Annotated in this window: 14 protein-coding genes; 8 read left to right on the plus strand and 6 right to left on the minus strand. The window is 35.0% G+C overall.

Annotated features, from left to right (window positions below; all coding sequences use genetic code 11):
* Nucleotides 1-3: 3 nt before the first annotated feature.
* Genes J8281_RS17870 through J8281_RS17880 form a run of 3 tightly spaced genes read right to left on the minus strand, consistent with a single transcriptional unit; the run spans nucleotide 4 to nucleotide 3,368 of the window.
* Nucleotides 4-759, minus strand: a complete 756-nt coding sequence (locus tag J8281_RS17870) for a Na(+)-translocating NADH-quinone reductase subunit C (RefSeq protein WP_210199029.1) — start codon at nucleotides 757-759, stop codon at nucleotides 4-6.
* 2 nt (nucleotides 760-761) lie between these two features.
* The gene (locus J8281_RS17875; protein ID WP_210199030.1) at nucleotides 762-2,000 is read right to left on the minus strand and encodes an NADH:ubiquinone reductase (Na(+)-transporting) subunit B; all 1,239 of its coding nucleotides are present in this window, start codon (nucleotides 1,998-2,000) and stop codon (nucleotides 762-764) included.
* A gap of 12 nt (nucleotides 2,001-2,012) precedes the next feature.
* Nucleotides 2,013-3,368, minus strand: coding sequence for a Na(+)-translocating NADH-quinone reductase subunit A (locus J8281_RS17880; RefSeq protein WP_210199031.1), 1,356 nt, complete (start codon nucleotides 3,366-3,368; stop codon nucleotides 2,013-2,015).
* A 190-nt stretch (nucleotides 3,369-3,558) separates the two neighbouring features.
* Between J8281_RS17880 and J8281_RS17885 the strand changes: the two genes are divergently transcribed.
* The 3 genes from J8281_RS17885 (at nucleotide 3,559) to apaG (ending at nucleotide 6,428) form a co-directional block, all read left to right on the plus strand.
* Nucleotides 3,559-4,824, plus strand: coding sequence for a DUF5103 domain-containing protein (locus tag J8281_RS17885; RefSeq protein WP_210199032.1), 1,266 nt, complete (start codon nucleotides 3,559-3,561; stop codon nucleotides 4,822-4,824).
* Nucleotides 4,825-4,904: 80 nt separating this feature from the next.
* Nucleotides 4,905-6,038 (plus strand): DUF3667 domain-containing protein, encoded by a 1,134-nt coding sequence (locus J8281_RS17890; RefSeq protein ID WP_210199033.1) that lies wholly within the window; start codon nucleotides 4,905-4,907, stop codon nucleotides 6,036-6,038.
* A gap of 3 nt (nucleotides 6,039-6,041) precedes the next feature.
* Nucleotides 6,042-6,428, plus strand: a complete 387-nt coding sequence (gene apaG / locus J8281_RS17895; RefSeq protein ID WP_210199034.1) for a Co2+/Mg2+ efflux protein ApaG — start codon at nucleotides 6,042-6,044, stop codon at nucleotides 6,426-6,428.
* On the opposite strand, the gene J8281_RS17900 is transcribed toward apaG, so the two are convergent.
* Nucleotides 6,425-7,414: a DUF6695 family protein gene (locus J8281_RS17900; RefSeq protein ID WP_210199035.1), complete on the minus strand. Its 990-nt coding sequence runs from the start codon at nucleotides 7,412-7,414 to the stop codon at nucleotides 6,425-6,427. The two genes, apaG and J8281_RS17900, sit on opposite strands and share 4 nt — an antisense overlap.
* 68 nt (nucleotides 7,415-7,482) lie before the next feature.
* Nucleotides 7,483-8,199, minus strand: coding sequence for an NRDE family protein (locus J8281_RS17905; protein WP_210199036.1), 717 nt, complete (start codon nucleotides 8,197-8,199; stop codon nucleotides 7,483-7,485).
* Nucleotides 8,200-8,355: 156 nt separating this feature from the next.
* Between J8281_RS17905 and pruA the strand changes: the two genes are divergently transcribed.
* Complete coding sequence (pruA, locus tag J8281_RS17910; RefSeq protein WP_210199037.1) at nucleotides 8,356-9,984, plus strand: L-glutamate gamma-semialdehyde dehydrogenase; 1,629 nt, start codon at nucleotides 8,356-8,358, stop codon at nucleotides 9,982-9,984.
* Nucleotides 9,985-10,043: 59 nt separating this feature from the next.
* Nucleotides 10,044-10,505, plus strand: a complete 462-nt coding sequence (locus tag J8281_RS17915; protein ID WP_210199038.1) for a GNAT family N-acetyltransferase — start codon at nucleotides 10,044-10,046, stop codon at nucleotides 10,503-10,505.
* On the opposite strand, the gene rsmG is transcribed toward J8281_RS17915, so the two are convergent.
* A complete protein-coding gene (gene rsmG, locus J8281_RS17920) occupies nucleotides 10,502-11,131 on the minus strand; it encodes a 16S rRNA (guanine(527)-N(7))-methyltransferase RsmG (RefSeq protein ID WP_210199039.1) in 630 nt (209 codons plus the stop codon). The genes J8281_RS17915 and rsmG overlap by 4 nt on opposite strands.
* Nucleotides 11,132-11,390: 259 nt before the next feature.
* Here rsmG and J8281_RS17925 point away from each other — a divergent pair, with 259 nt between their 5' ends.
* The 3 genes from J8281_RS17925 to J8281_RS17935 all read left to right on the plus strand — a co-directional run bounded on the left by J8281_RS17925 (nucleotide 11,391) and on the right by J8281_RS17935 (nucleotide 14,183).
* Entirely contained in the window at nucleotides 11,391-12,491 is a 1,101-nt protein-coding gene (locus tag J8281_RS17925; RefSeq protein WP_210199040.1) for an acyl-CoA desaturase, read from the plus strand.
* A 40-nt stretch (nucleotides 12,492-12,531) separates the two neighbouring features.
* Entirely contained in the window at nucleotides 12,532-13,719 is a 1,188-nt protein-coding gene (locus tag J8281_RS17930; RefSeq protein WP_210199058.1) for a pyridoxal phosphate-dependent aminotransferase, read from the plus strand.
* 197 nt (nucleotides 13,720-13,916) lie between these two features.
* Nucleotides 13,917-14,183 carry a hypothetical protein gene (locus J8281_RS17935; RefSeq protein WP_210199041.1) on the plus strand — a complete coding sequence of 89 codons (267 nt, stop codon included), beginning with the start codon at nucleotides 13,917-13,919 and terminating at the stop codon, nucleotides 14,181-14,183.
* The last annotated feature ends 479 nt before the right edge of the window (nucleotides 14,184-14,662 follow it).

The raw sequence follows: 14,662 nt of genomic DNA on the forward strand, positions 1-14,662 counted from the left end.
CGGTTACTTTTTTAACGTTTCAAAATAAGGTTGGTACATTTTTATACCTTTCTTTACCATAGCAGTTACACCATCTCCTGTGATTGTGGCACCTGCCAAAGCATCAACTGCGTTATCGTCTTTTCTTTGATTTTTAGGATCTGCATTCCCTTTTTTTACAGTAATTCCTTTATAATCTCCGGCAGCATTCAAAATACGCTCACCTATAAAATCATCTCTAAAATATGCTTCTGTAATATTGGCTCCCAGACCAGCAGTTTCGGTAGCATGATCAAAAAAAGCACCTTTAACTACACTATATTTTTCGTCTAGTGCAACATATCCCCAAATAGGCCCCCAAAGACCTACACCTCTTAGCGGGATAATGTAGTACGATTCTCCATCACGTGTACCGATAAAAAGTGGTTTTTTTCTTTGGTATAAAGAGTCGCGTTTTACCTTATCATTCTCTTTTTTAACCTCGATACCAAAAGCCTCATTTGTTTTTTGTGCTTCGCCATTCACAACAATATATTGTTGATCCCCAACGTATTTGTCAAATAATTCTTGCGCCTTTTCTGGAGCTACGAATTCGTTAGGATCTTCAGCATCGGTAACCCCCATTGCAAACAAAATATTCTGTTGTTTCTCTGTTCTTTTGTTCGCGTCAATCTTATCCTTTAATGAAGAAGCTGTAAAAGCTAATAATGAACCTACAACAGCTACCATAGCAATAGCAAAGATGAGTGTGTATGAATTTTTATCTGTGTTAAATCCCATGATTATGCAGTTTTAAGTTTTAAACGTTTCATCCTTCTTTTAACATTGCCCTGAACTACGTAATGATCTATAGTTGGAGCAAATACGTTCATTAAAAGTATGGCGAGAAAAACCCCTTCAGGATATGCAGGATTGAAAACTCGAATTAATATTGAAATAAATCCGATTAAAAATCCATAAATCCATTTTCCTTTATTAGTTTGAGAGCCAGATACGGGATCGGTAGCCATAAAAACTACGCCAAAAGCAATACTTCCGATAAGGAGATGTTGCCAAAACGGAGTACTCATTAACCCATAAAATTTACTGGACTCTGTTATTAAATTGGTATGATCTACAATGCCGTTGAATATTAATCCCATTAGAGCTGCCCCTGCAAAGCCACTCAAAATAATTCTCCAACTCGCTACTTTCGTAAATATCAAGAAAGCCGCTCCTAATATAATGAGAAGCTTTGAAGTTTCTCCTACAGAACCCGGAATGAAACCATAAAATGCTTCAGAAATAGAATATGCAAATTCATTACCTTTTGCTCCAACCGTAGTTAGAATCTCTTTCCCTTGAGCCAAACCACCTAAGATAGTTTCTCCTGATATGGCATCGGGAGTATCTGCTCTTTCAACAGCACCATGTACCCATACTTTATCTCCAGACATCCATGTTGGGTATGCAAAAAACAAAAAGGCTCTAATAGTAAGTGCCGGATTTAAAATATTCATCCCAGTACCACCAAAAACTTCCTTACCAATAACAACACCAAAAATTACTGCAATTGCCAACATCCATAACGGGATATCAACAGGAACAATAAGTGGCACTAACATACCAGTAACCAAATATCCCTCTTCAACCTCATGACCTTTGATCACAGCAAATACAAATTCAACTGCGAGACCCACACCATACGATACGACAACAAGAGGAAGCACAGTCCATGCCCCTAGCACAAAATTATCCCAATTAATAAAATCTCGAAACAGAGAAAAATTTTCTGGAAAACCATTGATAGCGGCATAGTGTTGATATCCGGCGTTAAATATTCCAAAAAGCAAACAAGGAATTAGAGATATAATCACCGTGTTCATTGTACGCTTCAAATCATCTGCTGCCCTTACATGAGCACCAGAGTGTGTTGTTTCATTAGGTAAATATAAAAATGTATGGATCGCATTAAATGCAGGAGCCATTTTTTTACCTTGATATTTAAGTTTTAGCTTATGTAATTTATCTTTTAATCCCATAGTATTACAGTATTACCCTATTTCTTTTAACATTACATCTAGACCATCTCTGATTATTTGTTGATGTGGTTGTTTAGAAACACATACAAATTCAGTTAATGCGAAATCCTCTGGTGCAACTTCGTACATACCTAATTGCTCCATAGCATCTAAATCATTGACCATACAAGCTTTTAAAAGTTGTAATGGATAGATATCCATAGGAAATACTTCTTCGTAATTTCCAGTAACTACAAAAGCTCGATGCTCACCATTAGTATTGGTGTCTAATTCATATCTTTTATTAGGCATAAGCCACGAAAAAGTTAATGCTCTAGAAGTAGACACTTTATCAAATACAGGTTTATTCCAACCAAAAAATTCATAATCATCGCCTTCAGGTATCACAGTAATAGCATTGTGATAATATCCAAGATGCCCATCGGGTTTTACATTATCTCCTGTAAGAACATCTCCACTAATAACACGAATATTTCCTTCGTCATGAACGCCAGAATCGTATACAACAGATGATACTTCAGCACCTATTTTGGTTCTATAGTATTTAGGATTCTTCACAGATGATCCTACTAAGGCAATCGTTCGTTCTGCGTTAAATTTCCCTGTTAATAACAACTCTCCAATAACTACCAAATCTTGCGGATTAACCACCCAAACCAATTCTCCCTTGTTAATAGGATCTACTTTAGCGATCTGCACTCCAACATTTCCAGCCGGGTGAGGACCCGAGACTTTATGTAGTGATATATTATTTAGACCAGATAGCGGCGAGTTTCCTTTTTTACCTACAGAAACGTGAACCGAACCACTAGTAAGTTTACGTAAAGCATCTATAGCAGTTTGTAGCTCTTTTTCTTTTCCTTCTAAAGTATAATCATAGTCTGCAGCAAGGGGTGCCGTACTATATCCCGAAATAAATATTGCTTTTGGAGTAGTGTCTGGATTTGCGATTACATCATAAGGACGTTGTTTAATAAATGGCCAACAACCCGTTGATAACAAATGCGCTTTTATCTCTTCGCCATTCATCGCGCTAATATCTTTCACACCGTAATCAACATACTGCTGATCTTTGTCTGCAAGAATTTTGAAAGCTAAAATTTTTCGTTTAGCACCACGAACGATTTCAACAACTTCACCACTTACCGGTGACGGAAATAACAATTTTTCGTTGGACTTTGAATGAAAGAGCGGCTCACCGGCAAGAACTTCTGTTCCTTGTTTTGCAATAACCTTTGGGATAATACCATGAAAGTCATCAGGCTTTACTGCAAAAACATTACTCCTTGTAGCATCAACAGTAGTTTTCTCTGCTATACCAACAAGTTTAATGTCTAAACCTTTTCTGATACGAATGTCTTTTGACATATTTATAGTCTAAGTTAATTAACTAAAAAAATCGTGCAAATTTACTAATTTAAACATGGAAGTGAAAACACGTTCCGTTATAAAGTTTTATTAATAATCATTCTAAATAAGGTGAATAATGTATTTATGACCCTGTCATATTTTGCCGGCATACATTTTGTTTATCTTTACGGTACTAATTCTTACTCTAATGATATTTCAGCTTAAACAATTCTTACTATTTTCTCTGTTTTTTAACAGCGGTGCACATATAATTAATGCACAGACTACAGATCCTACCTACGATGCTGATCATATCAGAACGATTCAATTTTATGGTGATTCTGAATTTACAGGGATTCCGGTAATAGAACTAGGAAAGCCTATCAAAATTACCTTCGATGATATAAATGGAGATGAAGCTGATTATTATTATAGAATTTTACATTGTAATTTTGACTGGACCCCTTCTGTACTTTTTAAAAATGAATATCTCGACGGTTTTGATGAAATCAGAATAGTAAACTGGGAAAACTCCTTTAACACTTTGCAATTATACAGTCATTATACCCTTAACATTCCCAACGAAGATACCAGAAAACTCAAAGTAAGTGGAAATTACATTATACAAATATACAACGATGATGATGAGATCGTATTTTCCAGAAAATTTATCGTTTATGAGAATAATGCTTTGGTCAAAGTAATGATACGAAGATCAAGAGATCTTACATTTATTGACACCAAACAATCAGTTCAATTTGAAATAAATTCTCCAAATGAAATTTTAAGAAACCCAAAAGTGACTGTAAAAACACTAGTGATGCAAAACAATAATATTGATCAAGGTATTACTAATTTGATTCCACAGTTTACCATAGCCAATCAATTGGTATATCGTTACGACCAAGAATCCAGCTTTTGGGGTGGAAATGAGTTCTTGTTTTTTGATAATAAAGATATACGAGCCTCAAACGCGGGAATAGCCAGAATTGAATTAAAAGATATTTATCATAATTATTTACATTTTAATATCGTAAGAGCAAATAGACAATATACCTACAATCCCGATATCAATGGAAACTTTGTGATTCGTAATATTGATGCCGATGATAACGATATACAGGCTGATTATGCCTGGGTTCACTTTGCTTTAGAATGCTATGAGCCTTTAAACGGCGGTGATCTGCATCTTTATGGAAATTTCAATAATTTTTTACTAGACGACTCTACAAAATTGTCATACGATAAAGAAAGTGGTCTGTATTTCACCCAAAGACTATTTAAACAAGGTTTTTATAATTATAAATATGTGCTAGTACGGCAAGACGGCACCATAGATCCAGGATTTATTAGCGGCAATTTTGATGAAACCGAAAACAAATACACCGTTATCCCGTATTACAGAGCCCCTGGGGCTCGTTATGATCGAGCTATAGGAAAAGGAATCGGTAATTCGGTAAATATCACAAACTAAAAACCACAAATATATCGTGTTATTTTGGCATTGTAAGAAACTCCTTTTATTTTAGACCTTGCGCATTAACTAGCCGTATCATGAAAAAAAAGGGGAGATTTCTTAAAAAATATAGAGGAAGTAAATGTTTGAATTGTGGTATTCCTTTAGATACTATAGATGTATATTGTCACAATTGCGGACAAGTAAATACCACAAAAAAACTGTCTTTTGCTGACTTTTTTAATGAGTTTTTTGCAAGCATTTTTTCATATGATTCTCGATTGCGTCATACTATTATCGCCTTATTATTTAGCCCAGGAAAAATCTCAAAAGACTACATTGAAGGTAAACGCGTGCGCTATGCCAATCCATTTCGATTTTACCTAAGTGTTTCTATTATTTTTTTTGTAATTACTGGCTTTCTTAGCAACTTTGGAAATATTAATATTGACAACAATAATAACGCTCAAGATACTACTAATACATCACCTAACACCGAGTATACTTTTACAGCAACTTCAAATCCGAATAATTTTAAAGCTCACCAACAAGAGCTTGACTCAGTAAATAAAGTTTCAAATTCGCACTATAAAGACACTATAACCCGTATGCAAATAAAATCTTTTAAAGAATTTTATTATAGCGAAGAAGAACTAAAAAATATGTCTTTTCTTGAAAATTTAATTAGAAGACATTTTTTGTATAAAAATTACTTTAGTGACACAAAAATCAAAAATCCAAATAGGGCATTAGATAGTTTACAGCATTACAAATCATCATACCACAGATGGATTTATGATAAATCTGTACAATCCAGTGACTTGGAAGGCAATCTTCAGGGTATAATTTCTTTTTTTTGGGCCAAGCTCCCTTTTATCATATTTTTTATGTTACCAGTTTTTGCACTAGCTATATGGATACTATACATGAGAAGAGATTTTACATATATGGAACATCTTGTATTCCTTTTTCATACCCAAACTATGTTTTTTGTATTGCTCACATTAGGAATGCTAATTGATAGTATCATAACTAAAAATGCTGTAGACAATCCTGCAATAGGTATATCAATAATAGCCTTTTTAATTTATCTTTTTCTAGCTATGAAGAGGTTTTATAACCAAGGGAGACTAAAAACTCTTATTAAATTTCTGATTCTAAATCAAATATTTACTATTTTAGCTGCTATAGGATTAACTTTGGGCTTTGCTGTCTCATTTGCTCTATATTAATTTATGGTTCAACAAGTAACAAGAGGTATAAAAATTTCGGTGGATACCACCTTTGAAGGCACGTTCTACAAGAACTACAAAATTCATTTTGCCTTTGGTTATCGCGTTACCATCGAAAATCAAAGCAAAGACTCTGTACAGCTTACATCTCGCTTTTGGGAAATCAAAGATGCTTTAAATAACACTGAAATCGTAGAAGGTGAAGGGGTAATAGGTAAAAAACCGGTATTGAAACCCGGTGAATCACACACATATTCGAGTGGTTGCTTACTTAATTCGCCATTTGGCTCAATGAAGGGACATTACAATATGGTGAATTTTACATCTACCCGAAAATTTAAAGTAATGATCCCTGATTTTAAGTTAAGTACTCCCTTTGCGCTTAATTAAGCCAATCTTTTCACCAAATCCATTCTTATTTTTTGACCTTTCTGTGCTACATGACAATATTGACAATTAGAGTCATAAACAAAACGAAACGCTTTTGATGCGTCAAACGATGCATTTTCAACTCTAAAAAAGCCTTTAAAATCTTGTACTCCATATTGTGTATACCTGGTAATTTTTACTATTTGTTTTTCTTGAGTAGCATCTAAAGTAAAATAAGCACTACTACCAGTTCCTGAAAGAAATTGAGCATTTTGTAAAAACTCTTTGGGTTGATCTATATTTTCAACAATTGTACTCGGAATATTTTTGTCAAAATAATTAGTAAGGTTCTCTTTTAATACCGAACCCGAATATACACTTAATTTCTTATTGTATACCTGATAAATTGGATTAAAAAGTGCGCTTTTCTCAACATTACCAAGAGGACTCGGAGTGAATAATTTGTTTCGCAACAAGGGGATTCTAATCTTGTTATGATCGGTACTTGCCAAAATTGTATCTGTTACTATTCGAGAACAATTACTTCCCTCTTTCCCAAAAGCTTTGTAGGGTATGCTTCCTTTTTTTTGAATGGATGTGATATAATCTTTTGCCTTTTTATAGTCAATATAGTCACATACCGAAGCGACCAGACGACCGCTACCGTGAGTTTTTTCAGGATGGGCTTCCAACCAAAGTAGAAACTTTTCAATATTTGACAAAGCCATATCTTCTGTAAAAATAGCTTTAAACGGAATTTCTAATTCTACATCGGTAGTAGCACTTCGAACACGACCATATCCAGGCGGAGTAATATATCTTCCAAAATCATAATACGCTGCATGACCACTAGCATTCTCGATGAGCACAAATGCAGCATGTCCTGCCTTGATATAGTTATGCCTTCCCAGACCAAACGCCAAGAGAATTTTGGTTGATGACTCCTCAGAATGTTGTACAAAGGTATCAGGAAATGCAAGCGAAATTATTTTGCCAGAGTAGCGCAATTTATATAGTTTAAGTAGTAAACCGGATTATGCATTATAAAATCTATTACAGGTTAATAATAACGTAATCAAACAGTTACTTCTTCAAAAGTAACCCTCTTAACTTCTTGATTTTGTAAGTTTTCATATCGCATTTGTAATTCGTCTTTTTGCTTAACAATTTGAGTAATGCTTATGGTTTTTACCCCTCCTCTATCCATTAATAAATCTATTTCTTTATCTCCTACACCTGCATGCTTATGAAAATCTAAAATAGCGGCTTTCGAAAAGTCATTACGCTTCTGAAAATTTTTAAACCATTTCTTTCTGATACTTTTCATTTCATTGGTATATAAAGTCGAAGATGACCAAATATGCATTTCATTTTGCAGGGTACGCACGTGTTTTTGTCTCCCATCCCATACAAGTTCAAAAATGAGAAGGTCGGTTTGCCAACTTGCCGCAACAATGGTAAACGGTTCAATGTTGGTATAGTTATAAGAATGTATTGTTTCTTCAAGGTTTTTGGCTTCTAGTAGATCTTTAACTACCACTCCCCTACTTTTTTCATAGAAAGACGCACTCTCATGCGCCTTAAAACCGCCGTTAAGTAAACATATCATAGTATTGGTATCACTAACCCCGATCCACGTACCACCAGCTACCATATCCTGTGGAAATAGCATTCTGGTTTCGTTTACTTGGTGAAATTGAGGCGCGATAGTTTTTCTATGGGGCATCTCATCCCTATTAGAGGTAAGGATAAAATCATTCTTCGCGATTGGGATTAACGTTACTGTACACATAAGTTTTGAGTCGGTTAAAGATCTAACAACTTACAAAAAATTAAAATGTATTCAATGTTTATAAAAGGTTAAAAAACAGGATCGCCTATTTAATTTTCTATCTTTGCTATCCTGAATAACTAACGTATTGTACTAATTTAAATATCAAAATACATTATGGGAAAAGGTTTTTTTCAAGTTCCTATTGCTATCAATGAACCTGTAAAATCATACGCACCAGGAACTCCTGAAAGAGAAGAGGTGCTATCTACTTATAAAGAAATGTACAACGCTACAGTAGATGTACCTTTATATATCAATGGAAAAGAAATCAGAACAGGAGATACGAATACTATGTCTCCTCCGCATGATCACCAGCATATCTTAGGAACATATCACAAAGCTGAAAAACAACATATTGAAAACGCAATTGATACAGCTATCGAAGCTCGCAAGAAATGGGCTGATTTGGCCTGGGAGCAAAGAGCAGCCGTATTTTTAAGAGCAGCAGAGCTTATTGCAGGTCCTTACAGAGCTAAAATTAACGCCGCAACGATGTTGGCACAATCTAAGAATATTTTTCAGGCTGAAATTGATGCAGCATGTGAATTTATTGATTTTTTGCGTTTCAATGTAGCGTATATGACCCAAATCTATGAAGATCAGCCTGATTCGACTTCAGAGGCATGGAATCGACTAGAATATAGACCTCTTGAAGGTTTTGTTTACGCAATTACTCCCTTCAATTTTACTGCAATTTCAGGAAATCTTCCTGCCAGCGCTGCTTTAATGGGAAATACAGTAATTTGGAAACCCAGTGACAGCCAAATATATTCAGCAAAAGTAATTGTAGATATTTTTAAAGAAGCCGGAGTTCCTGATGGCGTAATCAATGTAGTTTATGGTGACCCGGTTATGATTACCGATACCGTATTAGATAGCCCAGATTTTGCAGGTATACATTTTACAGGAAGCACACACGTATTCAAAGATATTTGGGCTAAAATAGGAGCGAATATTCACAAGTACAAAACCTATCCTAGAATAGTAGGTGAAACCGGCGGAAAAGATTTTATCATTGCTCACCCAAGTGCCAACGCCAAACAAGTAGCTACAGGAATCTCTCGAGGAGCTTTTGAATTTCAAGGACAAAAATGTAGCGCAGCATCAAGAGCGTATATTCCAAAAAGTTTATGGCCTGATGTAGAAAAATTTGTAAAAGAAGATATTACTTCGTTCAAAATGGGATCACCAGAAGATATGAGCAATTTTATCACTGCCGTTATTCACGAAGGTTCTTTTGATAAACTTGCCAAATATATCGATCAAGCAAAAAATGATGCTAATGCAGAAATTATTGCCGGAGGTGGTTATGACAAATCCAAAGGGTACTTTATCGAACCTACGGTTATTGTTACCAAAGATCCTAAATACACTACGATGTGTACCGAACTTTTTGGTCCCGTAATTACGATCTATGTGTATGATGATGAGATGTGGGCAGAAACCCTTAAGTTAGTAGATGAGACTAGTGAATATGCGTTAACCGGTGCCGTTTTTTCTACAGATCGTTACGCCGCGGCAGAAGCAACCAAAGCACTACAAAATAGTGCGGGTAACTTCTACATCAATGACAAACCAACCGGAGCTGTGGTAGGACAGCAACCTTTTGGAGGAGCAAGAGCATCTGGAACTAATGATAAAGCAGGTTCTTATTTAAACCTACTGCGTTGGGTATCACCTCGAACAATCAAAGAAACTTTTGTTTCACCCTCTGATTACAGATATCCTTTTTTAGGAGAATAATTTTATAAATCATCAAAAAGCGCCTGTAATGGCGCTTTTTTTTGACAAAAACTCACCAAATGATTGTTAGAACCGCAACTTTAGAAGATTTACCTGTTCTTCTTGACTTCGAACAAAAACTTATCGAAGCAGAGCGCCCTATGGATCCTACACTAAAACAAACGGAGAAAATAAGCTATTACAGCATCGAAGACTATATCAAATCAGATCATACCGAAGTTGTTGTTGCCGAAATAGAAGGAGAAATAGCAGGTAGTGGTTACGGGCAAATACGTGATCGTAAGGATTTCTTTATCCAAAAACAATACGGTTATATTGGGTTTATTTATGTAAAAGAAGAACACCGAGGTAAGGGTGTTAGTCAAACGGTAATTAACTATTTATATGATTGGCTCAAAACCAAAAACCTCGAAGAAGTTCGCCTTACCGTTTATGAAAAAAATCCAAGAGCAATTAAGGCATATGAAAAAGTAGGTTTAAAAAAGCATCTTATAGAAATGCGAATCAATCTAAGTAATTAAACTTTATACTTCAATGGAAGATGCACCACCTTTTTGGTGTCAAAAAATTCTTCTTCAAAATAATCTGAAAGTTGATAAACTACAGCTTTTGGAAATAGTGATAATTCTTCTTTTAGATCACCACCTTTCAAATATAAAATCCCATTTTGCAGCTCATGATTACTCTTTTTGGCGATATTCTTTCTTACCCATTTTACAAAATCGGGCATATTTGTAACTGCTCTACTTACTATAAAATCAAAACGATCATCAAAGGTGCCGGCTCTACGCTGTGCTGCCTTTACATTTGTTAAGCCTAAAGCGTTTGCAACTTCATTCACAATTTTTATTTTCTTAGCAATAACATCAATTAAGTAAAACTGTGTCTCAGGAAACAAAATAGCCAAAGGAATCCCAGGAAATCCGCCTCCCGTTCCTACATCTAATACTTTTGTCCCCGGTAAAAAGCCTTGAATTTTTGCGATCCCCAAAGAATGCAAAACATGTCGCTCATACAAAGCATCTATATCTTTTCGAGAGATTACATTAATTTTAGCATTCCATTCGGTGTACAATAGTTCTAATTCAGTAAATTGTTGATGTTGTTTTTCACTTATATTTGAAAAATATTTTTGTAATATGGTCACGCTTTCTTCTTTAGCTTTAAAAAAATTAAGTATCAATAATTAAGGCATAAAAATACAGGTTACCTTGCATATTTTACTACATTTTAGGATCTTAAAAAAATTTAAATGGCTAACTTTACCCAATATAAAGATGATTAGATACGTTTGATAGGTAATCACCTTACGATAGCCTATGAGATATTGGCTAGATACTAATTTTATTTCGAGGTAAGCCTCGGGGGCTTTAAAATCTCGATTATAGAATAAAACTTTGATACTTATGGCAGCACCCAATGTACGCTTTAACAGAGCAGATTCGGCAAAATTTTTTAAAACACTCAACAAACGTGTTAATCAATATTTTAAAGATAATAATATCAAAAGAACCGGAAATTGGAAATTACATGTGAAGACGGTTGTTATGTTTTCAATATTTTTAACTCCGTATTTTTTAATTCTAACGCTGGATATTTCACAGTGGTGGATGCTTTTATTAACCATAATTATGGGTATTGGTATGGCAGGAGTTGGCATGAATGTCATGCATGATGGCAATCACGGATCCTACTCATCAAAAAAATGGATCAATAAGCTCATGGGCAACAGTATCTATATACTGGCTGGTAACGTTTATAACTGGCAAGTTCAACACAATGTGCTACATCACACTTACACAAATATTCATGGCCATGATGAAGATATGGATGCTGGTAGAGTAATTCGTTTTACTAAGCATGCACAATGGAGACGTTTTCATAGATTTCAACACTACTATTCTGTTTTTTTATACGGTCTCTTAACGTTTAACTGGGCTTTGACTACCGATTTTAAACAAACTAAAGATTATTTAGCGCGCAAATTATCATACGGCAAACTACCAAGTCCTTTAAAGCAATGGAGCAACATTGTAATTACTAAAATATTGTACCTACTAATTTGGATAGTGGTTCCTATGCTATTTCTATCTATTGCCTGGTGGAAGATCCTAATAGGTTTTTTTGTCATGCATTATGTTGCCGGTCTCATCTTAAGTATCATTTTTCAATTGGCTCATATGGTAAAAGAAGCAGATATGCCTATCCCCGATAATCAAGGCAATATGAAAAACACTTGGGCAATACACCAGTTATTTACAACTGTGAATTTTTCGACTAAAAATAAAATAGTAAATTGGTTTACAGGTGGTTTAAATCACCAGGTAGAACATCATATCTTTCCACATATTAGCCATATTCATTATACCAAAATATCTAAGATTGTGAAGCAAACAGCCTTAGAGTTTAATTTACCCTACAATGAATATAAAACAACGCGCAAAGCTATAATAGCACATTTTAAGCACTTAAAGGCAATGGGAATGAAACCCGCCTTACATGCATAACTATTATAAATAACTAGAAATGACCACATCAGCATCAAAAATGAGTACGCAATTATCAGATAGAATCAATGCTCTCGAAGCATCAGCGACTTTAGCAATGGCTGCGAAAGCCAGAGAACTAAGAGCCGAAGGAAAAGATATTATTGGACTTAGTTTAGGAGAACCAGATTTTAATACTCCAGACTTTATAAAAAACGCTGCTATTGATGCAATTCATCAAAACTACAACTCATATACCCCTGTTGACGGATATGTAGAATTGAAGGACGCTATAATTACAAAATTTAAAAGAGACAATAATTTGAGCTACGACCGCTCTCAAATTGTAGTCTCTACGGGTGCAAAGCAAGCACTTTACAATGTAGCTCAAGTATGTATTAATCCCGGTGATGAAATTATCCTACCTTGCCCATATTGGGTAAGTTACAGTGATATTGTAAAGCTTGCAGGAGGAACACCTATCGAAGTCAATACCACCATAGAAACTGACTTTAAAATGACCGCATCGCAATTAGAGGCTGCAATTACTCCGAAAACGAGGATGCTATGGTATAGTTCTCCGTGCAATCCTAGTGGCTCTATATACAGTAAAGAAGAGCTAAGAGCACTGGCCGATGTGTTGCAGAAATATCCTAAAATTATTTTAGTTAGTGATGAAATTTATGAACATATTAACTATGTAGGAGAACATGCGTCTATGGCTCAGTTTGAAGATATGTATGATAGAACTGTTACTGTTAATGGAGTTGCCAAAGCTTTTGCCATGACCGGTTGGAGAATAGGATATATAGGCGCCCCTACAATTATAGCTAGAGCTTGTAATAAAATACAAGGACAAGTTACTAGTGGGGCCAATTGTATCGCACAAAGAGCGGTAATTACAGCTTTAGAAGCTCCTGTAGAGAAAATTCAATACATGGTAGACGAGTTTAAAGAAAGGCGAAAGTTAATTTTAAGACTATTGTCTGAAACACCCGGGTTTGAATGTAACGAGCCTGAAGGAGCTTTTTACGTATTCCCGGATATCTCATATTACTTTGGAAAAACATTGCACGGCAATTTGATAGAAACTGCAACTGATTTTTCTATGTTTCTTCTAGAACAGGCTAATGTTGCCACCGTAACCGGTGTAGCCTTTGGCAATGATAATTGTATACGATTATCGTATGCAGCCAGTACCAAAGAAATTACTGAAGCCATAACGCGTATTAAGAACGTTGTTTCCTGAAAAAAAGTTCAACTATTTTAAGTAAATTAATACATAAATTAAGGGCTGTTTTTCTTCAAAAAACAGCCCTTAATTTATTAACTTTTATATAACACCAAAAAAGCACTTTAAAATACTAAAAGAGCAAAACTGTAGTTATTCTTTTTTATACTTTTCGTAAGTTTTACAATAGTTATTAACTTAAACCATATTCCCCCATGGATACTCTAGAAAAAGAACGTATAGTTCGGAAGAATATACTGCAAATCTTCAAAGAAAACTTTAATGTTAATCATACCGATGATGAAATTTTGGATATAAATCCAGAAAAAGAATCTGAAGCAAGCAGAAGCTATTATGAAACCATTGTAGATATTTTTTTGCTAGAGCCTGAGCATAGAGATAAAATTACAGGTAAAGTTAAAGATACCATAAAAAATGTAGCAGAATTATGGACTATTACCTTACACTACTCTATTCCATAATCCATAGTAAGTTTTAGAATTGATTTACACTTTTTTGATTTAAGCAGGACCGATCGATAGGAAGGTGCCAGATGGTACTATCGAGAAAGGTTTTGTGCTTAGATAAAGTAACTTTTCACTTGCATAGTGGTACTTTTATCCGGTTGAGCCCTTCGTCAGAGCTTAGGAGAGGCTCGACCAAAACCTATTTTACGCAGATAAAAAGTTCTCGACTGCGCTCGAACAGACATGTGGATAAGATTTTAAATTACTAAAAAAATATAGGGTTACCCATCTAAGTCTCAGATACTATTTTTCGGGATATTAATGATTAGTGATGGCTTACACCCCTCTAAATCTGACCTCAAAAGGAGACTTTTGACTCCCTTCCTTTTGAAGACGATGGCGCGGTAGCGACAGGCGAGATAGAGCGCAGGAAAAGACATAGATGTTTTTATCGTTATAAAATAATTATGCGAACTAAATGGGTGACCCGTAAA

The sequence above is a fragment of the Aquimarina sp. U1-2 genome (assembly GCF_017897595.1).
In the GTDB taxonomy this organism is placed as follows: domain Bacteria; phylum Bacteroidota; class Bacteroidia; order Flavobacteriales; family Flavobacteriaceae; genus Aquimarina.